24 protein-coding genes and 1 pseudogene are annotated in these 21,641 nt (G+C 67.6%); 13 read left to right on the top strand and 12 right to left on the bottom strand.

The window, feature by feature from the left end; all coding sequences use genetic code 11:
* Positions 1-12: 12 nt before the first annotated feature.
* The 3 genes from RAM80_RS00500 (at position 13) to RAM80_RS00490 (ending at position 2,133) form a co-directional block, all read left to right on the top strand.
* The gene (locus RAM80_RS00500) at positions 13-750 is read left to right on the top strand and encodes a response regulator transcription factor (protein WP_416424274.1); all 738 of its coding nucleotides are present in this window, start codon (positions 13-15) and stop codon (positions 748-750) included.
* Positions 751-1,059: 309 nt separating this feature from the next.
* Positions 1,060-1,659: a DUF1842 domain-containing protein gene (locus RAM80_RS00495; RefSeq protein ID WP_416424273.1), complete on the top strand. Its 600-nt coding sequence runs from the start codon at positions 1,060-1,062 to the stop codon at positions 1,657-1,659.
* 15 nt (positions 1,660-1,674) lie between these two features.
* Positions 1,675-2,133 carry a DUF1842 domain-containing protein gene (locus tag RAM80_RS00490; RefSeq protein ID WP_416424272.1) on the top strand — a complete coding sequence of 153 codons (459 nt, stop codon included), beginning with the start codon at positions 1,675-1,677 and terminating at the stop codon, positions 2,131-2,133.
* 66 nt (positions 2,134-2,199) lie between these two features.
* Here RAM80_RS00490 and RAM80_RS00485 read toward each other — a convergent pair whose 3' ends face one another.
* Genes RAM80_RS00485 through RAM80_RS00475 form a run of 3 tightly spaced genes read right to left on the bottom strand, consistent with a single transcriptional unit; the run spans position 2,200 to position 5,032 of the window.
* Positions 2,200-2,514 carry an NIPSNAP family protein gene (locus RAM80_RS00485; protein ID WP_416424271.1) on the bottom strand — a complete coding sequence of 105 codons (315 nt, stop codon included), beginning with the start codon at positions 2,512-2,514 and terminating at the stop codon, positions 2,200-2,202.
* Complete coding sequence (locus tag RAM80_RS00480) at positions 2,511-4,226, bottom strand: FAD-dependent oxidoreductase (RefSeq protein WP_416424270.1); 1,716 nt, start codon at positions 4,224-4,226, stop codon at positions 2,511-2,513. Before RAM80_RS00480 ends, RAM80_RS00485 begins: the two co-directional genes overlap by 4 nt.
* On the bottom strand, positions 4,223-5,032 hold the full coding sequence (locus tag RAM80_RS00475; protein WP_416424269.1) for an SDR family NAD(P)-dependent oxidoreductase: 810 nt from the start codon (positions 5,030-5,032) through the stop codon (positions 4,223-4,225). Before RAM80_RS00475 ends, RAM80_RS00480 begins: the two co-directional genes overlap by 4 nt.
* Positions 5,033-5,210: 178 nt before the next feature.
* Between RAM80_RS00475 and RAM80_RS00470 the strand changes: the two genes are divergently transcribed.
* The 3 genes from RAM80_RS00470 (at position 5,211) to RAM80_RS00460 (ending at position 7,466) form a co-directional block, all read left to right on the top strand.
* Positions 5,211-6,083, top strand: a complete 873-nt coding sequence (locus RAM80_RS00470) for a helix-turn-helix domain-containing protein (protein ID WP_416424268.1) — start codon at positions 5,211-5,213, stop codon at positions 6,081-6,083.
* A gap of 200 nt (positions 6,084-6,283) precedes the next feature.
* Complete coding sequence (locus RAM80_RS00465; RefSeq protein WP_416424267.1) at positions 6,284-7,060, top strand: alpha/beta hydrolase; 777 nt, start codon at positions 6,284-6,286, stop codon at positions 7,058-7,060.
* Between the two features lie 133 nt (positions 7,061-7,193).
* Entirely contained in the window at positions 7,194-7,466 is a 273-nt protein-coding gene (locus RAM80_RS00460; protein ID WP_416424266.1) for a hypothetical protein, read from the top strand.
* 3 nt (positions 7,467-7,469) lie between these two features.
* Here the strand turns inward: RAM80_RS00460 and RAM80_RS00455 are convergent, their stop codons facing one another.
* Together RAM80_RS00455 and RAM80_RS00450 are read right to left on the bottom strand one after the other, a co-directional pair.
* Entirely contained in the window at positions 7,470-7,688 is a 219-nt protein-coding gene (locus RAM80_RS00455; RefSeq protein ID WP_416424265.1) for a hypothetical protein, read from the bottom strand.
* Between the two features lie 91 nt (positions 7,689-7,779).
* The gene (locus RAM80_RS00450; RefSeq protein WP_416424264.1) at positions 7,780-8,688 is read right to left on the bottom strand and encodes a LysR substrate-binding domain-containing protein; all 909 of its coding nucleotides are present in this window, start codon (positions 8,686-8,688) and stop codon (positions 7,780-7,782) included.
* A gap of 181 nt (positions 8,689-8,869) precedes the next feature.
* Between RAM80_RS00450 and RAM80_RS00445 the strand changes: the two genes are divergently transcribed.
* The 4 genes from RAM80_RS00445 to RAM80_RS00430 are packed head-to-tail and all read left to right on the top strand — an operon-like array spanning position 8,870 to position 12,849.
* Positions 8,870-9,619 carry an SDR family NAD(P)-dependent oxidoreductase gene (locus RAM80_RS00445; RefSeq protein WP_416424263.1) on the top strand — a complete coding sequence of 250 codons (750 nt, stop codon included), beginning with the start codon at positions 8,870-8,872 and terminating at the stop codon, positions 9,617-9,619.
* 60 nt (positions 9,620-9,679) lie between these two features.
* Positions 9,680-10,978, top strand: a complete 1,299-nt coding sequence (locus tag RAM80_RS00440) for an MFS transporter (protein ID WP_416424262.1) — start codon at positions 9,680-9,682, stop codon at positions 10,976-10,978.
* An 18-nt stretch (positions 10,979-10,996) separates the two neighbouring features.
* Positions 10,997-11,845, top strand: a complete 849-nt coding sequence (locus RAM80_RS00435) for a transketolase (protein ID WP_416424261.1) — start codon at positions 10,997-10,999, stop codon at positions 11,843-11,845.
* Positions 11,842-12,849: a transketolase family protein gene (locus RAM80_RS00430; RefSeq protein ID WP_416424260.1), complete on the top strand. Its 1,008-nt coding sequence runs from the start codon at positions 11,842-11,844 to the stop codon at positions 12,847-12,849. Before RAM80_RS00435 ends, RAM80_RS00430 begins: the two co-directional genes overlap by 4 nt.
* A 97-nt stretch (positions 12,850-12,946) precedes the next feature.
* Here the strand turns inward: RAM80_RS00430 and RAM80_RS00425 are convergent, their stop codons facing one another.
* From RAM80_RS00425 to RAM80_RS00400, 6 genes and pseudogenes are all read right to left on the bottom strand, one after another.
* A complete protein-coding gene (locus RAM80_RS00425) occupies positions 12,947-13,846 on the bottom strand; it encodes a DNA-3-methyladenine glycosylase family protein (protein WP_416424259.1) in 900 nt (299 codons plus the stop codon).
* Between the two features lie 8 nt (positions 13,847-13,854).
* Positions 13,855-14,355 carry an RES family NAD+ phosphorylase gene (locus tag RAM80_RS00420; RefSeq protein ID WP_416424258.1) on the bottom strand — a complete coding sequence of 167 codons (501 nt, stop codon included), beginning with the start codon at positions 14,353-14,355 and terminating at the stop codon, positions 13,855-13,857.
* Positions 14,355-14,891, bottom strand: a complete 537-nt coding sequence (locus RAM80_RS00415) for an antitoxin Xre/MbcA/ParS toxin-binding domain-containing protein (RefSeq protein ID WP_416424257.1) — start codon at positions 14,889-14,891, stop codon at positions 14,355-14,357. Before RAM80_RS00415 ends, RAM80_RS00420 begins: the two co-directional genes overlap by 1 nt.
* Before the next feature lie 99 nt (positions 14,892-14,990).
* A complete protein-coding gene (locus tag RAM80_RS00410) occupies positions 14,991-15,404 on the bottom strand; it encodes a response regulator (protein WP_416424256.1) in 414 nt (137 codons plus the stop codon).
* An 80-nt stretch (positions 15,405-15,484) separates the two neighbouring features.
* A complete protein-coding gene (locus RAM80_RS00405; RefSeq protein WP_416424255.1) occupies positions 15,485-15,982 on the bottom strand; it encodes a GNAT family N-acetyltransferase in 498 nt (165 codons plus the stop codon).
* A 129-nt stretch (positions 15,983-16,111) separates the two neighbouring features.
* Positions 16,112-17,091 (bottom strand): annotated as a pseudogene (locus tag RAM80_RS00400) (threonine dehydratase).
* A gap of 96 nt (positions 17,092-17,187) precedes the next feature.
* Here RAM80_RS00400 and RAM80_RS00395 point away from each other — a divergent pair.
* On the top strand, positions 17,188-17,985 hold the full coding sequence (locus RAM80_RS00395) for a helix-turn-helix transcriptional regulator (RefSeq protein WP_416424254.1): 798 nt from the start codon (positions 17,188-17,190) through the stop codon (positions 17,983-17,985).
* A 3-nt stretch (positions 17,986-17,988) separates the two neighbouring features.
* Here the strand turns inward: RAM80_RS00395 and RAM80_RS00390 are convergent, their stop codons facing one another.
* On the bottom strand, positions 17,989-18,735 hold the full coding sequence (locus RAM80_RS00390) for an EcsC family protein (RefSeq protein WP_416424253.1): 747 nt from the start codon (positions 18,733-18,735) through the stop codon (positions 17,989-17,991).
* Positions 18,736-18,922: 187 nt separating this feature from the next.
* On the opposite strand from RAM80_RS00390, the gene RAM80_RS00385 reads away from it, so the two are divergent.
* Complete coding sequence (locus RAM80_RS00385) at positions 18,923-20,161, top strand: multidrug effflux MFS transporter (protein ID WP_416424252.1); 1,239 nt, start codon at positions 18,923-18,925, stop codon at positions 20,159-20,161.
* Between the two features lie 269 nt (positions 20,162-20,430).
* A complete protein-coding gene (locus RAM80_RS00380) occupies positions 20,431-21,621 on the top strand; it encodes an MFS transporter (protein WP_416424251.1) in 1,191 nt (396 codons plus the stop codon).
* Positions 21,622-21,641 lie beyond the last annotated feature (20 nt).

Genomic DNA, 21,641 nt, shown 5'->3' with positions numbered 1-21,641 from the left:
GAGCCCTGCCCCATGGATATTCTGCTGATTGAAGACGACCCGGTGCACCGTGCTTTCCTCAAGGAAGTGATCGAGGTGGCGCTGCCCGAATGCTCGCGGCTGATGGAGGCCGAGGACGGCCACGTGGGCGAGCGCCTGGCCGGCGAGTTCGCCATTACCTCGGTGGTGATGGACCTGCAGATGCCGCGCTGCACCGGCGTGGAGGCCGCCCGCTCGATCTGGCGCGAGCGCCCGGAAACCTCGATCATGTTCTGGTCCAACTACGCCGACGAAGCCTACGTGCGAGGCATCTCGCGCATCGTCCCCGAGGGCGCCGCCTACGGCTATATCCTCAAGACTGCGTCCGAGGACCGCCTGCGCCTGGCGCTGCGCAGCCTGTTCATCGAACAGCAGTGCGTGATAGACCGCGAAGTGCGCGGCGTGCAGCAGAAAAGCCAGAACCACGTGCTGGGCCTGACGGACGCTGAGTACGAAGTGCTGCAGGACATTGCCCTGGGCCTCACCGACCGCATCATCGGCCAGCGCCGCAACCTGTCGCTGCGCAGCGTGCAGAACCGCCTGCAGCAGCTGTACGAAAAACTGGGCGTGCGCCAGCCCAATGACGACATCGACAGCCAGCCGGCCTTCAACCTGCGCGCCCGCGCGGTGCACGTGGCTTTGCTGCGCAAACTGCTCAACCGCACGGCGCTGGAACAGGCGGAGATAGAGCTGCAAGGGTGGTTGAAGGACCCGCGGCAGGGGTTTCGTTGACCCCTCGTCGGGCCACCGTAATGGGCATAACGTTATTCTTATTTCTGCAATAATCAACCACCTGTCGGCACCCATTCGATTTCATCTGCACGCCTGAAAACCGGTGCTTAACTGAGGAAGCCACCGGGCAGGTGGCACGACTTGCACCCCAAGATGCGGAGCCGAACAACCCGTAATCATTAGGCCAATACCTAAACGCCAGGCGCCACGGCGAACGGTTTCGTGCCTGCGGGCTTCGCGCTCCACCCACCGTCTGCCTTGTGACTAACGCAACTTGATCCTTAACCATTGCTTGCATTGGAGGCAACAATGTCTGAATCAACTCTGCACACCGTCGTTGGGCTTTTCCCCGTTTCCCTGGATGTGGGCACCCACAAGCCTGGGGCCCAGCAGCTGCAGCTGGACCTGCTGGTGAACACCCCGCGCCGCGTGCTGACCGGCGCCGCCACCCTGACCCAGGCCATCAACCCGCCGCTGGACCTGCATGTGCAGGTCGCAGGCGACTACACCTACCTGGGCCTGATTCCACCGACCGATGCGCGCATCCTGCTGACCCTGCAGGGCCGCAAGGCGGGCCAGGGGCCGACGGCGCCGATCATCTTCAAGGCGCAGCTGGTGCTGGAGCCGAACTGGCAGCTGGGCGTTGCCAGCTACTCGTATGAGGTCAACGGCCAGTGGCATTCGGTCGAGCAGGTGCCGGTGAAAGTGGACGCCCAGCGCATCCGCGAACGCGGCCATGTCGACCAGGCCGCGCGCTTCCACCAGGCCACGGTGGAAGCCGCCATTGCCGGCGGCGACCTGGTGCAGCTCAAGCGCCTGGCCGGCGACCATGCGGGCGCGGCCTTGCACAGCGCCATCGACCAGAACAAGGCGGCTGCCAGCAAACCCGCCAAATCCGCCAAAGCCTGAGCAAGGAGCACTGACATGGCTAACGCTATCGGTCTGTTTCATACCCGCCTCAACGTGCGCAAACCCATCCTGGGTGCGCCGGAGCTGACCCTGGACCTGGTGGTCAACACGGTGACCCGCCAGGTGTTTGGCAGCGCCCGCATCACCCAGCCCACCCACCCAGTGCGCGAATTCCACGCCGACCTGTGGGGCGAGTTCGCCGAGCTGCCGTTCGGACCAGGCGGCGTCAACCAGCTCAGCCTGCACCTGGACGGCAACCCCAGCGGCCGCACCAGCGAGCTGGCCGAGACCTTCCACCTGCAGGCGCTGCTGGCCGGCGACTGGGCCCAGGGCAACGCCAGCTACCGGTTCTTCGACAACGGCCACTGGACCAACCTGGCCAGCGTGCCGGTGCGCCAGGCGCCGGACGTGGCCTTGCAGGCGGCTGCCAACGAGCGGTTGCATGAGGTGATTCGGCAGTTGGAATCGGCTTAGGGCCAGGACGCGGCCTGCGGCAGCTGCTACGAAAACGCGGTCCTGTAGCAGCGGCCGCAGGCCGCGTCACTTCAGGCAGGCAAACGCCACCGGCCGGATGATCCGCGTTTCCTGCGCCACCACCAGGTGCCGCGTGGCCTGCAAATAGGCAGCAAACCCCACATCCCCGTCACGCGCCAGGCTGCGGCGCTCGAAATCGGCCAAATCCTCATAGCTCCACAGGTGCACCACCTGGTTCAGCGGGCCGATGCTGCTGGTGTAGAACGCCAACGGCCGCCCCAGGTGCCGCAGCAGGATCGGCATCGCCAGGCGCTCGAACACTTCCAGAAACTCGGGCATGCCCCGCGGCACGATGGTATAGACGCGATGGTCGACGATCATGCTGGCTGCTCCTCTGCCTGTTGCTGCAACACCCCCGCCAGGTGCCGCCCGGTGATGTAGCCGAAGGTCATGATCGGCCCCAGGGTGATGCCGGCGCCGGGGTAGTTGCCGCCCATGATGCTGGCGCGGTCGTTGCCCACCGCGTACAGGCCTTCGATGGGCCGGTCGCTGGCGTCCAGCACCTCGCCCACCACGCTGGTACGCAGGCCGTCGAAGGTACCCAGGTCGCCCATCAGGGTTTTCACCGCGTAATAGGGCCCGTCGCCAATGGGCGCCACGCAGGGGTTGGGGCGTTGCTGCGGGTCGGCCAGGTAGCGGTTGAACGTGGTGCTGCCACGGCCGAACGCTTCGTCGCGGCCTTGGGCGGCGCCTCGGTTGTAGCTGGCGACGGTGCGCGCCAGGCCCTCGGCGTCGATGCCGGCCTTTGCGGCCAACTGCGCCAGGGTGCGGCCCTTGAACAGGTAGCCCTGGCGAATCAGCTTGCCCAGGGGCATGGGCGATGGCTTGGCGTAGCCCAGGCCGTACTTGCCCAGCGTTTTCGCGTCGCACACCAGCCACATGGCCGTGTCGCTGCGTGCGGCGTCGTTGGCGATCATCGCCTCGCCGACGTCGTGGTAGCTGTTGGCCTCGTTGGTGAAGCGCTGGCCGCTGGCGTCCACGCCGATCACCCCGGGCTTGTAGCGGTCCAGCAGGTGCGGGAAGGCGGTAAAGCGGCCCTTGCCCATCGGCACCTTCGACACCGGCATCCACGCGGCGGCGGCTTGCAGGCGAATGTCCACGCGCCCGCCCACGGCTTCGGCCAGGCGCGCGCCGTCGCCGGTGTTGCTGTCGGGCACCGGCGAGAAGTGCTCGCCGCCGCGCTTGACGTGGGGGTAGGCCTCGCGCAGCCGCTGGCGGTCGTGGGAGAAGCCGCCGCCGGCCAGCACCACCGCGCGGCGCGCGTGCAGGCGGCATTCGCCCTGGGCGCTGGTGGCGAGCAGGCCGGTGATGCGGCCCTGGTCCTTGAGCAACTGCCGCGCCGCAGTGCCGGTGAGAATCGGAATGCCCAGGTCCAACGCCGACTTGGCCAACCGCGCGGCCAGGGCGTTGCCGCTGGTGACCTGGGTGCCGCGGCGGTACAGCAACATCTCCTTGAGGTGGGTGGCCAGGCGCCGGGCCACGTAGACGAACGAGGTCAGCGAGCGCGTGGCGTTGAAGAAGTGCTTGAGGTCGGCGTTGGACGAATTGAACATCATGCCGATGAAGGTGATGGTCTTGAGCGGTGGGCGCAGGCGCGCCATGTCGGCGCCCAGCTGGCGGATATCGAACGGCGCGGCGAGGATCGAGCGGCCCACGTCGACGCCGCCCGGGGCGTCGGGATGGTAGTCGGGGTACAGGGTGGGGACGAACTGCACGGCGGTCTCGCGCTGGAAGAAATCGACCATCTGCGGGCCGTGCGCCAGGAAAGCCTCGATGGCCGCGTCGTCATAAAAGGCCCCGGCCTGGTCGCGCAGGTAAGTGCGCGCCAGCGCCAGGCTGTCGTTGGCCTGCTGGGCCTTGCCCAGGCGGTTGTTGGGTATCCACAGCACGCCGCCGGAGAACGCCGTGGTGCCGCCGAAGCAGTCGGCCTTCTCGATGACCACCACGTCCAGGCCGGCCTTCTTCGCCGTAATGGCGGTGCTCAGCCCCCCTGCCCCGGCGCCTACCACCACTACGTCGCAGGTCCGGTTCATGGCCGTGCCCCTTCGAAGCCTGGGCGTGGCAACAGGGCCATGGGCATGCTTTCGAAGCCGCCGTCCACCAGCAGTTCGGCGCCGTTGATGTAGCTGGCGCGCTGGCTGGCCAGGAACAGCACGGCGTCGGCAATGTCCTGGGGTTCGCCGATGCGCCGGCTGGCGGTCATGGCGCTGCGCTGCTGTTCCACCTGCGGGTCGGCGTAGAAGGCCGCCGACAGCGGCGTGCGGATCAGCCCCGGGCACACCGCGTTGCTGCGCACGCCGCGCGCGCCCCACTCTACCGCCAGCTGGCGCGACAGCATGCTCACCCCCGCCTTGGCGGTGCTGTAGGCGCCGCTCCAGGGTTGCGGCGCGTGGGCGGCAATGGACGCGACATGGATGATGCTGCCGCTGCCTTGGGCCAGCATCGGCTGGCCGAACGCCTGGGCGCACAGCAGGTAGCCGCTGAGGTTCACCGCCAGCACCTGGTTCCAGTGTGCCAGGCTGATGTCTTCCAGGCGGCCGGGGCGCATCACGCTGGCGTTGTTGACCAGCACGTCGCAACGGCCATGGCTGGCCAGCACCTGGGCGGCGGCCTGGCGCACGCTGGCGGCATCGCTGATGTCGCAGGCCAGGGCGCTGGCCGCGCCGCCCAGGGTGGCGGCCAGGGAGTGGCAGGTGTCCAGGTCAAGGTCCAGCAGCACCAGGGTGGCGCCCTGGGCGGCCAGTTCGCGGGCCACTATGGCGCCAATGCCACCGGCGGCGCCGGTGACCACGCAGACGCGTGAGGCCAGGTTGAGCCAGTCATTGTTCTTGTTGTGCATGGTTTTCTCCAACGGGCGCCGCGACAGGCGGCGCTTCCACAGGCCACAGGGTAGGCCTGGCGCCCACCGGGCTTGAATGGACAAAACCTGCAAAGGCCGGCACATGCCGATCAAACTACGCCGCCCGCCACGACGCTGTGGCACAGTAGCGGTGCCCATAACAACAACACCTGACACCATGGCCGCCATTCCCAACTACGCCCTGTACGGCGAGCGCATGCAGCCGATCTGGCATGACGCGCTGCACGTCGAATCAATTTCCCTGCGCTCCGGCGCGCACCACTGGGAGATCGCCCCCCACCGCCATGAAGGCCTGTTGCAGCTGCTGTACCTGCAACACGGCAGCGGCCAACTGCGTTTCGACGGCCAGGTGCTGCGCGTGCAGGCGCCCTGCGCGATCATCGTGCCGGCGCCTATCGTGCATGGCTTCAGCTGGGACGGCGCGGTGGAGGGCCAGGTGATCACGGCCGTGCAGACCCTGCTGCAGGCCATGGCCGACGCCGTGTCGGCGCCGCTGGCGGCACGGCTGCTGCAGGCACAGGTGGTGGACCTGCCCACCTGGCCCGCCGCAGCCGACCCGCTGCTGCCCCTGTTCACCAGCCTGCGCGATGAGTACCACAACCGCGCCAGCGACCACGTGGCCTGCAGCATGGGCCTGCTGCTGGGCCTGCTGGTGCAGGTGCTGCGCCACGGCCGCTGCCCGCAGGGCGTGGACGAGGCGCCGGCGTCGCGGCGCTCGCAGCAGATGGTGCGGTTTCGCGAACTGGTCGACATGCACTTCCGCCAGCACCGGCCGCTGCAGGCCTATGCCCGGGAGCTGGGCATGACCCTGGTGACCCTGGGGCGCCTGTGCCAGGAGCACCTGGGCATGCCGCCCATGGCGCTGATCAACGCCCGGCTGGTGCTGGAAGCGCGCCGCGAGCTGGCCTATTCCAGCCTGAGCATCAAGGCCATCGGCCATGGGTTGGGGTTCAACGACGTGGCGTACTTCAGCCGCTTCTTCCGCAAGCACACCGGGCTGTCGCCCAGCCAATACCGCGAGCAGACGTAGCAGCAACTGTCTTGTGGGAGCTGGCTTGCCAGCGAGCTTTTATGGCCCCAACAGCTCGCTGGCAAGCCAGCTCCCACAGGATGTAGCAGCGGCCGATGGCCGCGTCCCGGGCGCTGCGGGGTGCCAGGCGGACCGCGTTTGTAGCCGGACGCCGCCTGCGGCAGCTGCTACGGTAAGTGGGGGAAGGTTGGGGGTGTTGCATGGTGCTGCGTAGAGGGTTTCGCTTGTTCGGGGGTATTGTGTTCGGCGGCGTGCTGCTCTACTTGGCGCTGTGCGCGGCGTTGCTGGTGTTCCAGCGGGCGCTGATTTATCACCCGCAGCCCAACGAGGGCGATACGCCGGCCTCGCTCATGGCGTTCACGGTGGACGGCGTGCGCCTGCAAGCCTCGGTGCGCCCCCATGACGGGCCTGACGCGGTGCTGTACCTGGGTGGCAACGCCGAGGACGTGTCGCTGAACCTCGCCGACTTCTCGGCAACTTTCGCCGACCAGGCGCTGTACCTGCTGCATTACCGCGGCTTCGGCGGCAGCGGCGGCTCGCCCACCCAGGCCGCGTTGCAGGCCGATGCGTTGGCGCTGTATGACCTGGTTGCCGCCAGCCACCCCCACGTGACGGTGATCGGCCGCAGCCTGGGCAGCGCCGTGGCGGTGTACCTGGCCAGCCAGCGGCCGGTGGCGCGATTGGTGCTGGTGACGCCGTTCAACAGCCTGGCGGAGCTGGCCAGCCAGCGCTTCGCGCTGTTCCCGGTGCAGTGGATGCTCAAGGACCGCTTCGACTCATGGCGCTACGCCCCCCAGGTCAGCGCCCCTACCCGCCTGGTGGCGGCCGCCGACGACAGCTTGGTGCCGCGGGCCAGCACCGAGCGGCTGTACGTGCATTTCGCCCCGGGCGTGGCGACGCTGCAGTTCATCCCGGCCTGCGACCACAACAGCATCTCCGACAGCCCGGCGTATTTGCCGGCGCTGAAGGCTCGCTGAAACCCTGACGCGGCCTGCGGCCGCTGCTACGTTGATCCGTGTCACATTAGTGAAATATACAAGGCTTACCATGGCGCAGATGACTGCTATATGACAGTTTGAAGACAGCTGACCACTGACACAGGGAGTGACCATGGAATCGTCTCTAGACGCGCTTCGCCAGCAAATTCAGCAAGCCGAACCGGTGCTCAAGCGCCTGGACGTGGCCATGGAGAACCTGACGTTCGACCCACTGCAGCCCGCCAGCGTCGACGCTGCCAACGCCACCGTCTCCCACCTGATCGCCACCTTGCTGGCCGGGTTTAAACACAACCCCATCCTCGGCCCCCTGGCCAATGACCTTGAAGCCCAGTACCTGGAAGGCATCCGCCTGAAAGTACGTGCGGCCCGCGCCCAGGCGGCCTGACGCCTAGCCCTTCACCCGCGCCAGCTCGGCCTTGAGCCGGGCAATCTCGTTGCTGTCGCTGCCGTGCATGGTCACCAGCGCAGCGATGCGCTGGCGGCATGCCCGCAGTTCGGCATTGGTTTCATCCAGCTCGTTGGCCAGCAGCGTGCATTGATGTTCCAGCAATTCCAGGTGGGACGGAAAGGGTTCGAAACCAGTGGCGTCTACGAGGTCGTTTGTCATGAGCATGGGGCACCAACGGGGTGGAGTACAAATGTTCTCCGCGCAGAATAACCGCAACCACTGGATGCATCAACAGTGTTTCGTCGGCACTTCAATACGCAAACGCGTGCCCCAGCTCCTGCTCCATCCACGCCAGGAAGCGCCGCACCCGCGGAAAGCTGGAGTGTGCGCGCGGAAACACCAGGTGATGGGCCGCCACCGGCGCGCTGAGTGACGCCGGCGTCACCGCCACCAACGCCCCCGAGGCCAGGTATTTCTGCGCCAGCAAGGTGCTTTCCAAGGCAAAGCCCAGGCCCAGGCTGGCCGCCTCCAGGGTCATGTACGAGCGGTCGAAGCTCAGCGCATAAGGCTTCTCCGGCAGCGCCAGGCCGTGCTGGGCGAACCATTCGGGCCAGGTCAGCAAGGTCGAGGCCGACAGGATCAGGTCGCTGCCCAGCAGGTCGGCGGCCTGCCGCACCGGGTGGCGGGCCAGCAGCGCCGGCGCCGCCAGCACCGCCACCGACTCGTCGCGCACGGTGCGCACCTCGTAGCTGGGCCAGGCGGGCCGGCCGTGGCGAATGTCGACGTCGATCTTGTCGCGGCTGAAATGCAGCGCCTCGTAGGAGCACGACAGGTTGATCTGGATGTCCGGGTGGCTCTGGCGGAACGCCTCCAGGCGCGGCATCAGCCACAGCAGGCCGAAGCTGGGCGAGGCATGCAGGCGCAGGCAGTCGATGCTGACGTCGCTGGCCGCCCGCTCGGTGGCCACCGCCAGGGTCTGCAGAATGCCGGAGACCTCCTTGAGGTACTGCTCGCCCACGGGTGTCAGGTGCACGCCACGGGCGCCACGGGTAAACAGCTGGCGGCCGATCAAGGCTTCCAGGTTGGCCAGCTGGTGGCTGACCGCCGAGGGCGTCAGGTCCAGCACCTCGGCGGCCCTGGCCACGCTGCCGAAGCGCGCGGTCTGTTCGAAGGCCTGAATTGCTTTCAGGGGTGGCAGTGGCGGCATGACCGGGGACATGGCGAATCCTTGCGCGTGGGTCTTGTTATTGATGGCTTCATTCAAGCACCGCTGGCCGCGAGTGCTGAATTTTTTTCAGCCACCGATGATGTTTAGCGCATTGCTCAGGGCCGCCGCCCGGCACAAGCTGAGTCATCGGTTGAGCACAACCGACCCATAACAACAATCAGAGGGACTGCACATGTTGCTCAAAGACAAGGTTGTCATCATCACCGGCGCCGCCTCCGCCCGTGGCATCGGCCGCGCCACCGCCACCACCTTCGCCGCCCAGGGCGCGCGGGTGGTGATCCTTGACCTGGACGCCGCCGCTGCCCGCGACGCCGCCGCCACCCTGGGCGAAGGCCACCTGGGCCTGGCCGCCAACGTCGCCGATGAAGGCCAGGTCAGCCAGGCCGTGGGCCAGGTGCTGGAGCAGTTCGGGCGCATCGACGTGCTGGTCAACAACGCCGGCATCACCCAGCCGCTGAAGACCCTGGACATTCGCGGCAGCGACTACGACAAGGTGCTGGACGTGAGCCTGCGCGGCACCCTGCTGATGTCCCAGGCGGTGATTCCGGCGATGCGCCGCCAGGGCGCGGGCAGCATCGTCTGCATGTCCTCGGTGTCGGCCCAGCGCGGCGGCGGCATCTTCGGCGGCCCGCACTACAGCGCCGCCAAGGCCGGCGTGCTGGGCCTGGCCCGGGCCATGGCGCGGGAGCTGGGCCCGGACAAGGTGCGCGTCAATTCCATCGCCCCCGGGCTGATCCACACCGACATCACCGGCGGCCTGCTGCAGGACGAGCGCCGCCAGGCCATCCTCGACGGCATCCCCCTGGGCCGCCTGGGCCAGGCGCAGGACGTGGCCAACGCCGCACTGTTCCTGGCCAGCGACCTGTCTTCCTACCTGACGGGCATCACCCTGGACGTGAACGGCGGCATGCTCATTCATTGAGCCACCCACGCTGGCCCTGGTGCCAGCGTTGTTCTTATAACAACAAGAGAACAGACCATCATGACCACTCTATCGCTCGACGCGGTGGTGTCCGTGCGCTCCAACGCCTATCGCAAGACGGCGTGGCGGCTGATGCCGTTCCTGATGCTGTGCTACCTGTGCGCCTACCTTGACCGGGTCAACGTCGGCTTCGCCAAACTGCAGATGATGAACGACCTGGCCTTGAGCGAGGCGGTCTACGGCCTGGGCGCCGGCATGTTCTTCATCGGCTATTTCCTCTGCGAGGTACCCAGCAACCTCATCCTCCACCGCGTGGGTGCGCGCCGCTGGATTGCGCGCATCATGATTTCGTGGGGCGTCATCTCCGCCCTGTTCGCCTTCGTCGAGACCGCCTGGCAGTTCTATGGCCTGCGTTTCCTGTTGGGCATCGCCGAGGCCGGCCTGGCGCCGGGGCTGCTGCTGTACATGACCTACTGGTTCCCCTCGTACCGGCGGGCGCGCATGACCGTGCTGTGGTTCGTGGCCATTCCGTTGTCGGGCATGCTCGGCGGGCCGCTGTCGGGGCTGATCATGGCCAAATTCGCCGGCGTGCATGGCTGGGCCGGCTGGCAGTGGCTGTTCGTCATCGAGGCCGTCCCCACCGTGGTGGTCGGGCTGCTGGTGCTGACCTGCCTGAAGGACGGCGTGGCCCAGGCCACCTGGCTGCGCGACGACGAAAAGGAGCTGGTGCGCCAGGAGCTGGCCGAGGACAACAGCCGCAAGGTCAGCCATGCCTCGGTGGGCGCGTTCCTGCGCGACAGGCGCCTGTGGCTGCTGGCCGGCATCTACTTCTGCGTGGTCATGGGCCAGTACGCCCTGACGTTCTGGCTGCCCACCCTGATCCGTAACGCCGGGGTCGCCGACCCGCTGCACATCGGCCTGATGACCAGCCTGCCCTACCTGTGCGCCATCGCCGCCATGCTGCTGATGGGCCGCAGCAGCGACCGCCAGGGCGAGCGGCGCTGGCACCTGATAGTGCCGATGCTGGCCGGCGCCGTGGGCCTGGCGCTGGCGGCGCTGCTGGGCAGCAACCTGCTGCTGTCGGTGCTCAGCCTGTGCCTGGCGGCCGCCGGGGTGCTGAGCGCGTCCTCGCTGTTCTGGATGCTGCCTACCACCCTGCTGGGCGGCGTGTCGGCGGCGGCCGGTATCGCCGGCATCAACAGCTTCGCCAACCTGGCCGGCTTCTGCTCGCCCTACCTGATCGGCTGGGTCACCACCCGTACCGGGTCCAGCGCCATCGGCATGTACCTGATCACCGCCGTGCTGTGCCTGGGCGCCTGGCTGGTGCTGCGCATTCCGGCCGCTTCGGTCAACCGTTGAAACCATGGAGTCTTGATCATGACAGCTACTTCCGCACACCCGTCCAGCGTGCCCCTGGCACAACGCGCGTACAACATTCGCCAGCACGCCCTGCGCATGGGCCAGGTGCAGGGCCAGGGCTACGTGGGCCAGGCCCTGGGCGCCGCCGACCTGCTGGCCGTGGCCTACTTCCACGCCCTGCGCTACCAGCCCCACGATCCGCACTGGGAGCAACGCGACCGCTTCTACCTGTCCATCGGCCACTACGCCATTGCCCTGTACGCCGCGCTGATCGAGGCGCAGGTCATTCCCCTGGATGAGCTGGAAACCTACGGCTGCGACGACAGCCGCCTGCCCATGTCGGGCATGGCCGCCTACACCCCCGGCATGGAAATCACCGGCGGCTCGCTGGGCCACGGCCTGGGCATCGCGGTGGGGGCCTGCCTGGGGCTCAAGCGCAAGCAGTCGGCTTCGTTCGTCTACAACCTGCTGTCCGACGGCGAGCTGAACGAGGGCTCGACCTGGGAGGCGGCGATGTCGGCCTCGCACCGCAAGCTCGACAACCTGATCGCCATCATCGACGTCAACAACCAGCAGGCCGACGGCCACAGCAGCGAGATCCTCGCCTTCGAGCCCATCGTCGACCGCTGGCAGGCGTTCGGCTGGTTCGTGCAGCGCGTCGACGGCAACGACCTCGACGCCCTGGTGCAGGCCTTCGACACCGCCCGCAGCCATACGGGCGCGCAGCCGCGGGTGATCATCTGCGACACCCGGATGGGCAAGGGCGTGAGCTTCCTGGAACAGCGCGAGAAAACCCATTTCATCCGCGTCGACGAACACGAATGGCAAGTGGCCCTGGACACCCTCGAGCACGGGAGCAGCAAATGAACAGCATCAACCAGACCCCAGCGGGCAAGAAGCGCCTGACCACCTCGGCGATGATCGCCTCCATTGCCGCCGAGGGCCAGCCGGTGCGCCCGGCGCCGTTTGGCCACGCCCTGGCGGCGCTGGCCGAGCAGCGCGCCGACATCGTCGGCTTGTCGGCCGACCTGTCCAAGTACACCGACCTGCACGTCTTCGCCAAGGCCCACCCCCAGCGCTTCTACCAGATGGGCATGGCCGAGCAGCTGCTGATGAGCGCCGCGGCCGGCATGGCCCGCGAAGGCTTCGTGCCGTTCGCCACCACCTACGCGGTGTTTGCCGCGCGCCGGGCCTATGACTTCATCTGCATGGCCATTGCCGAGGAGAACCTCAACGTCAAGATCGTCTGCGCCCTGCCCGGCCTGACCACCGGCTACGGCCCCAGCCACCAGGCCACCGACGACCTGGCGATCTTCCGGGCCATGCCCAACCTGATGGTGATCGACCCCTGCGACGCCTTGGAGATCGAACAGGCCGTGCCGGCCATCGCCGCCCATCAGGGCCCGGTGTACATGCGCCTGCTGCGCGGCAACGTGCCGCTGGTGCTGGATGAGTACGGCTATACGTTCGAGATCGGCAAGGCCAAGACCCTGCGCACCGGCAACGACGTGCTGATGATCAGCACCGGGTTGATGACCATGCGCACCCTGGAGGCGGCCGAACAGCTGCGCGCCGACGGCATCGACGTGGCGGTGCTGCACGTGCCCACCATCAAGCCGCTGGACGCGCAGACGATTCTGGCCGAGGCGCGCAAGCCAGGCAGGCTGGTGGTGACAGCCGAGAACCATTCGATTGTCGGTGGCCTGGGCGAAGCCGTGGCCGGGTTGTTGATGCGCAATGGTGTGACCCCGACGTTCCGGCAGATCGCCCTGCCCGACGCGTTCCTGGACGCGGGGGCGCTGCCGACCTTGCATGACCGTTATGGCATATCCACGAGTGCGGTGTGCGCGCAGGTGAAGGGCTGGTTGTAGGCGGCGCGTTCGGACGCGGCCTTGCGGCCGCTGCTACAGATGGATTCGCGTAGCAGCTGCCGCAGGCTGCGTCTGGTATCACGCGATGCCAAGGATGCTACCCACCCTTGGCCATCCCCGCGCTATCGGCGATCTCGTTCCACAGGTGCATCGCCGCATACGCCCGCCACGGCCGCCAGGTCTCGGTGTCAAGCGGCGCCTCGCGGCGGGCAATGGCCTGCATCAGCACCAGGTCGGTGCCGGGCCAGGCATCGGCGTCGCGCCAGGCGCGCATGGCCACGTATTCCACCGTCCAGGGGCCAATGCCCTTCATGGCCAGCAGGCCCTTGCGCAGGGCCGGAACGTCCGGCGTCTCCGCATCGATATCCAGCACCCCCTCCGCCACCGCACGGGCAAACGCCTGCAGGGTCTCCACGCGCTTGCCGGGCATGCCGATCTTCTCCAGGTTGGCGTCCGCCAGGGCCGCCGGCGTGGGGAACAGCCAGGCCGTGTCGGGGTGGAACGGCGCCTGGGCCGGCGCACCGGCGCGCTGCACCAGGCGCCCGACGATGGTGGTGGCCGCCTTGACGCTGACCTGCTGGCCAACAATGGTGCGCACCACCAGTTCAAAGCCCGACCAGGCCCCGGGAATACGCAGGCCCGGCGCCTGGGCGACCAGGCGGCGCAGCCCGGGGTCGCGGTCGAACGCCTCGCGCAGGTGCTGCGGATTGGTGTGCAGGTCGAACAGGTGGCCAAACCTGGGCGCCATGTCCGCCAGGAAACGGCTGGCTTCGCCTTCCACCCTGGCGATCAGGCAGGGGCGCGTGGGGTCCTTGCGCACCGTGAGCAGCCCTGGCGCGCCTTGCCAATGCAGGGTGCGGATATAACGGTCGCCGTCCACGGTCTCGACGCCACCGGTGGAACGGCCGCCGAAGAAGCGCAGCATGCGCGCCCAGTCGAAGGGTGGGGTGAAGGGTAGTTCCAGCTCATCGGCAGGGGTGCCTGCGGTGATTTTCATTCAGGGCCTCAGCAACGTTCGGCAGGGTCAAGGCGCCCGTCCAGGGCGAAGGGTTCCTGCAACACGACTTCGTGCAGGCCGGCGGCCAGCGCAGGGTTCATCAGCAGGTTCCAGCTGTGCCGGGACACGCTGGACGGCACCACCACGAACGGATGCTGGCCCAGCAGTTGCGCGCCGAACTGCTGCTGGCTGCGGCTGGGCGTGCCCGGCACCAGCCAGTTGGGGTTGGGCATGGCGTGGGGTTCGAGCACATGCACGGCCGAGGCATCCAGCACCCGCACCTGGGTGAGCACGTGGGCCTTGCTGTCCAGCGCCGCGAAGCCCTTGTGCACCGCCACCTCGAGAATGGCCGTGGCCGGGTCGAGGCTGGCGTATACCGTGGCCAGGCCCTTGGGGTTCCAGCGCCCGCCGCCGCGTTCGGCGCCCAGCCCGGTGCGCCAGCCAGGGGCGTGCCGGGCGGCGTCCAGCCGCCAGAAGTGTATTTCACCGCTCAGTGGATGCCTGGGCATCAATACACTCCGTAGTCCATGCGGGTGAGGAAGTCGTTCACCAGTTCAACGCCTACCGCGTTGGCGATGAGGCCCAGCGGCGCTTCGCCGTCCAGGCCCCGCGCCGGCTGCACCAGCCACTGCTCGGCCAGCGCACGCGAGCCCAGCACGTCGGTGGCCTTTTCCATGATTTCGGCGTAGTACAAGGCCCGCGTGCTCTGCTCGGCGGATAACGCCCGGGCCGGCTCCTGCAGGCGGCGCGCCAGGGTGCGATCCGAGGCGCCGATGATCTTCGCCAGCACGCCACCGCGCCGGAAGGCCTCGCTGGTGTTGACCATGCGCAGCACGTCCGCCAGGGGGAAGCCCGCCTGCACCGCGTGGTAGACCGCCATGCGGTCGTCGCCCCTGCCCTTCAGCAGGTAATCCACCAAGGGGCCTTCCACCGTTTCACCAAGGCCATAGACGGCAGCCTGCTCGCGGGTTTCGATAGGTGGGCGGCGCTTGGTTTTCCGGGGCTCGGGCTTGTGCCCGGTGTTGTCGCTGGCTGCGGCGTTCATGGTGCCTCCTGCAATCTTGCCAATTGGCATATAACTTACTGCCAAATGGCCAAGGTCGCCAGGCTGCTTGTATTGCCAGAAATGTGTAACAGTGGGTCGTCAGCCGACCTTGTGAATGGCAACGCCTGGCTGCAAGGTCTGGGCGATGGCCACTACCAGCGCATCGATGGACCAGGGCTTGAGCAGGTAGACCAACGGCGGCGGCAAGCCGGAGACGTCGAGCAAATAGCCCGAGGTCAACACAAAGCCGGTGCCCGGCCATTTCTGCTGCACCATGGCAGCCAGCTCCATGCCCTTGATGCTGCCAGGCACGCCGTGATCGGCAATCACCAGCCCACAGTTCGCCACGGGGCTGAGCATGTGCACCAAGGCGTCCTCGGCGTTGTCGAAGGCGATGCACGAAGCCCCCAGTTCGACGACGATGTCCACCATCAACTGCCGCAAGGTGGGGTCATCCTCGACAACGACCACCTCGCCCTGGATCGGCCGCAGCCCTTTCCATTGGATATTCACGGCGTGCTCTTCTTCCCCTTCAAACCCCGAGTGTTTCACCCTTGAGAGTAGCGGTCGATGGTAGCCGAAGGCCAGTGAGTTCATGACGCCGGGGCGAACCAGGCCATGGTGATGTCGGCGATGAAAGTGCCATCGGGCAAGCGAATACGTTGCTGCAAGCGCCCCTCCTCGACAAAACCGAAGCGTTGGTACAGCGCGATGGCCCGGTGGTTGGTTTCGCGAACGCGCAGTTCCACCTTGAGCACCCCGGGGTGGGCTGCCGCCCATTCCAACAAGTGGGTCATGAGCTGGGCGCCAATGCCCCGGCCGGTATGCCCTGGGTGCACGACGATGGTCAAGCTCATCACATGGGCCAGGGCTTCCAGGCCCAGGGGTTCAAGCAATGCATGGCCGACCACCCGGCCGTCGCGCTCGGCCACCAGGTACAGGCCATTGCCTGCCAGCGCGGCAATCTTGCGGGCAAAGGCTTCGGGCTGCAGTTCGTGGGGGTGTGAGACCAACAGCCCTGGGGTGCGCGCGGTGTCGCGTTCGGCGGTGCAGAGGGTGGTCGCATCGGTGACCAAGGCTGGGCGGATCATTGGTATCACTCCCTGTAGCAGCGGCCGTCAGGCCGCGTCCGCGTACATTGCGGTGGGTCAATGGACGCGGCCTTTGGCCGCTGCTACAGGGTGGCGGCAGGCGCGTCCAGCGTCAATGTTGCGTCATGTCTAGCGCGGGACGCCGCCTTCGGCAGCTGCTACGAGGTTTATATAGACTGATCTGTCTATGTTGCCGCCGGAGAGGATACTGCCACGCGTTTGCCTTGCATTGCCTCGCGTTCCTGCATCAGCGCAGCCAGGGCCGCGGCGCCGGCGCCTTCGGCGAGGTTGTGGGTGTCGGTGTAGTAGACGTTCACGGCGTCGGCGAGCTGTTGCTCGGTGACGGCAACGAAGCGTTCTGCACCCGCCGCGTACATCGCGAACGCCTCGGCGATGGGCTTGCGCACGGCCAGGCCGTCGGCGAAGGTGTTGGCGGTGGCCGTCTCCTGGACGGTGCCGCTGTCGAAGGAGCGCTTGGCCGCCGCCGCTTCGCTGGCCACCACCCCCACCACTCGGGTGTTCAACCCCAGCGCGTCACGGGCGGCGATGACCGCGCAGATGCCCGAGCCGCAGCCCACCGGCACATACAGGGTGTGCAGGTCCGGCACTGCGTTGAACAGCTCCAGGGCGTAAGTGGCCACGCCCTTCACCAGTTCGCCGTGGAACGGCGGCACCAGGAACAGGCCTTCGCGCTGGGCCAGGCGCGCCGCTTCCTCGCGGGCCTCGTCGAAGTCGCGGCCGTATTCCACCAGCTCGCCACCGAAGGCACGCATGGCGCTGTTCTTCTCCAGCGAATTGCCGAACGGCACCACGATCAGCGCCCGCAGCCCGGCCACCCGGGCCGCCAGCGCCAGGCTCTGGCCGTGGTTGCCGCGGGTGGCGGTGACGATGCCGGCGGTGTCGGGATGGGCCTGCTTGAGCCAGTGCATGAAGGTGATGCCGCCGCGCACCTTGAAGGCGCCGGTGGGCGTGTGGTTCTCGTGCTTCACCCACACCTCGCAACCCAGCCGCTGGGCCAGCAGCGGCCAGGCGTACTGGGCGGTGGCGGGCATCACCGGGTAGACCTGGCGGGCGGCGGCTTCGATATCGTGGCGGGTCAGCGTGAGCATGGGGCAGTCCTCCTGGGTTTCCCCCACTGTAGAGGGCAGGGCCGCGCACAGGCTTTCAAAAAACTGACCTGACCTTTTGGCCGCAGTTTGCGTAGGATGGCCGGCATGACCCAGCCATTACGCCCGTCCCCTGCCAACGAACCGGTCCGCCGCGCCGAAGCCGGGCCGTGGGCGATCGAATTGCTGCCGGCCAATGCCTACGACGCGCGCTATGTCGCCAGCCAATCGGCAATCGGCTTCGCCTTCGACAGCCAGCGCGGCGTGCACGCCATCGGCAGCGACCGGGTGCGCCCCTTCCTGGCCACGCCCAACGGCCTGGCGTTCGTGCCGGCCGGCTGCGATGTGTATTCCACCTCGGCGCGCGGCGGCGAATACCTGCGCGTGGTGCGCACCGATGGCCTGCCGCTGGCCGGCGCGCAGCCGTTCAACAACCGCAACGACCGCCAGGCCACGGCGCTGGCCCTGGGCATGCGCCGGGCGCTGCTGCGGGCCTCGCCCACTGATGAGTGGGAGGCCTGGGCGCTGGCCCTGGCGGCGCGCGCAGCCGATGAGGCGCTGCCTGCTGCCCACGGCGACGCCATGACCGCGCGGCGCCTGGGCCTGCTGGATGAATTCATCGACGCCGGCCTCGACGGGCCTTTGAGCGTGCAGGCCATGGCCACGCTGCTGGGGCTGTCAGAAGGGTATTTCCTCCGTGCGTTCAAACAGGCCACCGGCCAGAGCCCCCACAGCTACCTGATCGACCGCCGCCTGGCGCGGGCGCGTGAGCTGCTGCGTAACCGCCGCGCGCGCCTGGCCGACATTGCCCTGGCCTGCGGTTTCGCCTCCCAGGCGCACTTGGCCACGGCGTTCAAACAGCGCCTGGGCCTGAGCCCCAGCGCGCTGCGGGGTTGAGCCTCAGCCCTGGCGCGGCAAGGCCTGGTAGGCTTGCTGCACCGCGTCATGGCCGTAGCGCCGCTCCAGCTGGCGCACCATGAAGTGCCCGCGGGCCATGTCCTGGAAGTGATCGATGAACGCCAGGTTGATCAGCGAGCCGCCCACCGCGCCAAGCGCCGGAATCGCCTGGGCCGCGGCCTTTTCGCCGACGTTGACGCTGAAGCGCTCGGCAATGGCGCTGATCAGCTTGATGATCGAACCATCGCTCAACGACTTCGCCAGCGCCGCGCGCACGGTGTAATAGCCGGTTTCCGACTCGTCGTCGCTGGCCGAGCGGCCGCCCAGCGCGAACACCGCCAGGCAGGCCTGCTTGGCCTCTTCGCTGTCGATGCGCTCGCCATGGCTGCGGGCGATGTCGGCGATGGAGCGGAGCATGATCGAGGTCGACAGCGGCAGCTCGACGCTGAGCCCGGCGAAGCCGAAGAAGCCGCCCACCCCGCCGCTGACGGCAATGCCCGCCTTGTGCCACAGGTTGGAGGACCTCTCGCCAGGCACGTCCTTGAGGGTGAACACTGCGGCGTCCAGCGCCTTGACCAACGCCGAGCGGGTCACCGTGGCGATTTGCCGGGTGACGCTGCCCGGCAGGTGCCGCAGCGCCGCCTCCACCGGCATGCCGATGATGCTGGTGACCTTGGCGACGAAACCAGGGTTTTCCAGCAGGTGCTTCGCCACTTGCAGTTGGGCGAGGTCTTCGGGGGCAAGGTTCATGGCAGTACTCATCTCGAAGTTGCAGGCACCGTAGCCGCTGCCGCCAGGCTGCGCTGGCCCTCGGCGGCGCTGATTACCCCCAGTGTACACAAGGCCCGGCGCAGAGCTGCGCAAGCCGCTACAGGTTTCATTTTGCCTTGGCCTGCGCGTTCGCTAGGATCAGGGATTGGCCCGACGAGACCCTGCGATGAGCACATCCCACGCCCCCTGGCGCTACATCCTGCTGCTGGGCGCCTGCACTGCCCTGCCGCCGTTGTCCACCGACATGGCGCTGCCGGCCATCAGCCAGGTGGGCAGCGCGTTGCACAGCGATTCTGCCGCGGCGGCGCAGACCATCACCCTGTTCATCCTCGGCTTTGTGCTCGGCCCGCTGCTGTTCGGGCCGCTGTCGGACCGCCTGGGCCGGCGGCCGATCCTGTTTGCCGGGCTGGCGGTGTTCACCCTGGCGGGGCTTGCCTGCGCGCTGGCCCCGAGCATGCCCGTGCTGCTGGCCAGCCGCCTGCTGCAAGGCGCAGCGGCGGGTGCGGCGGCGGCCATGCCCATCGCCATCGTGCGTGATGCCTTCACCGGCACCCAGGGCCGCTCGCTGCAAAGCGCGCTGGTGGCCATCAACAACGTCGCGCCGCTGCTGGCCCCGCTGCTGGGCGCCGGCATCCTCAGCCTGGGCAGCTGGCGCAGCATTTATGCGACCCTGGCGCTGGCCGGCGTGGCGCTGCTGGCCAGCGCCAGGCTGTCGCTGCGCGAATCCCACCCGCCGGCCAAACGCAGCGCCCAGCCGCTGATCGCCACCTACCGCCAGGTGCTGCGCAACCGCCGTTTCGTGGTGTGTGCGCTGATCCTGGCGCTGAACTTCGCCGGCCTGTTCGCCTACATCACCGCCTCGCCGCTGGTGTTCATGGACGCTTTGGGCCTGAGCAGCCAGGGCTTTGCCGTGCTGTTCGCAGTGACCGCGCTGGGCACCCTGGGCGGTTCGTGGCTGAACGGGCGGCTGATTCGCAGCGGTTGGGGCGAGGCGCGCATCATTGGCCTGAGCCTGCTGGCCAGCCTGGGCTGCAGCCTGGGGCTGGTGCTGTGCAGCGCGTTCACCAGCGCGCCGATGCTGCAACTGGCGGCCCTGGTGGTGCTGAGTAATGTGTGCACTGGACTGGTGATGCCCAACGCCACCCACGCCTCGCTGGAAGGCCTGCACCAGGTGGCCGGCTCCGGCGCCGCGTTGCTGCGGGCGATGCAGATGGCCGGTGGCGCGGCCTCGGGTTTCCTGGTGGGTTTGCTGTACGACGGTCATTCGGCCCATGCCATGGCCGGGGTGATGCTCGGTTGCTCGGTGCTGGCGCTGCTGTGCTTTGCCGCAGGCTACGGGGCTATCAATCAGGTTGATAGTCCAAATCTGCCTGATCAATTACCCCTTGAGCGCGAACCTTCATAAGCTGCCTGCATTCCATTTGCCAACGGACGACGCCGCCATGAATGTTCACCTGACCCTTGCCGCCATTTTGGTGCTGTTTTTCTCGGTGGCGCTGATTCACGTGTAGACCCTGTGACGCGGCCTGTGGCCGCTGCTACACGATGGTGGCGTAGCAGCTGCCGAAGGCTGCGTCCGGCGGCCTACCTGCGGGGGCGTGGGGGCGTGGGGCCGTGACGCAGCCTGGCGGCAGCTGCTACGATCGGTGGTTCAGGCATTTGTTTGGACGCCCCATGCTCGCCACCCTTCGGCACTACCCTCTCGCCGTCAACCTGCTGTTGGCCAGCGCCTTCCTGCTAACCCTGGGCCGGGCCATCACCCTGCCCTATCTGGTCATCTATCTGACGTCGCACTACGGTTTGGACGTATCCGCCGTGGGCGCGGTGATTGGCGGCGCGCTGGTGGCGGGCTCGGTGCTGAGCCTGTATGGCGGCTACCTCACCGACCGGCTCAGCCCCTACCGGCTGATCCTCGGTTTTACCGGTTGCTTCGTCGCCGGTTTCGTGGGCATGTGCCTGACCTCCAGCCTGACGGTGTTCTTCCTGTTCCTGGTGGCCTTCAACTTCGCCTATTCGGTGATCGACGTGGTGGCCAAGGCCAGCTTCGGCCGGCTGCTGCCCGACCACGAGCAGGCCCGGGTGTTTTCCCTGCGCTACACCCTGATCAACATCGCCTACGCCGTGGGCCCGTTCATGGGCGCGGGGCTGGCGGGCGTCAGCCTGCAACTGCCGTTCATGCTGTCGGCGCTGCTGGGTGTGGTGTTCCTGGGGCTGTACGCGCTGTACGGTGACCGCCACTTGAGCGGGCCCGAGGCGGCCAGCGAAGGCTTTTCCTTCATGCGCGTGGGCCAGGTGCTGCTCAAGGACCGGCGCCTGGTGTGCTTCACCGTCGGCGGCATTCTCAGCGCGGTGGTGTTCGGCCAGTTCACCGCCTACCTGTCGCAATACCTGGTGCTGACCAGCGACCCGCAGCAGGTGTACGCGGTGATCAGCACCGTGCTGGCGGTGAACGCCAGCGTGGTCATCGGCCTGCAGTACGCGGTGGGCAAGCACATCGACGCACAGCGGCTGACGCCCTGGCTGATCGTCGGCCTGGCGCTGTTCCTGGCCGGCCTGGTGGGCTTTTCCGTGGCCCATAGCCTGACCGCCTGGGCGCTGGCGATGTTCATCTTCACCCTGGGCGAGATCATCGTGTTCCCGGCCGAGTACATGTTCATCGACCGCATCGCCCCCACGCACCTGCGCGGCATGTACTACGCGGCGCAGAACCTCTCCAACCTGGGCGGCGCCCTGGGCCCGGTGGTGTGCGGCCTGGCCCTGGCCTGGCTGGCGCCGGCGGCGATGTTCTACGTGCTGGCGGCGTTCCTGGTGGTGGGCGGCGCGTTGTACGTGCTGGGCGGCTCGCTGGCCGAGAAGGTTGGCTGAAGCGCCGGGTTGGCGGTATG

It is taken from the genome of Pseudomonas sp. App30, from assembly GCF_047947025.1.
Taxonomy (GTDB): domain Bacteria; phylum Pseudomonadota; class Gammaproteobacteria; order Pseudomonadales; family Pseudomonadaceae; genus Aquipseudomonas.
Note: the sequence above shows the minus strand (reverse complement) of the source record. Positions and strands in the feature narration are given on the sequence as shown.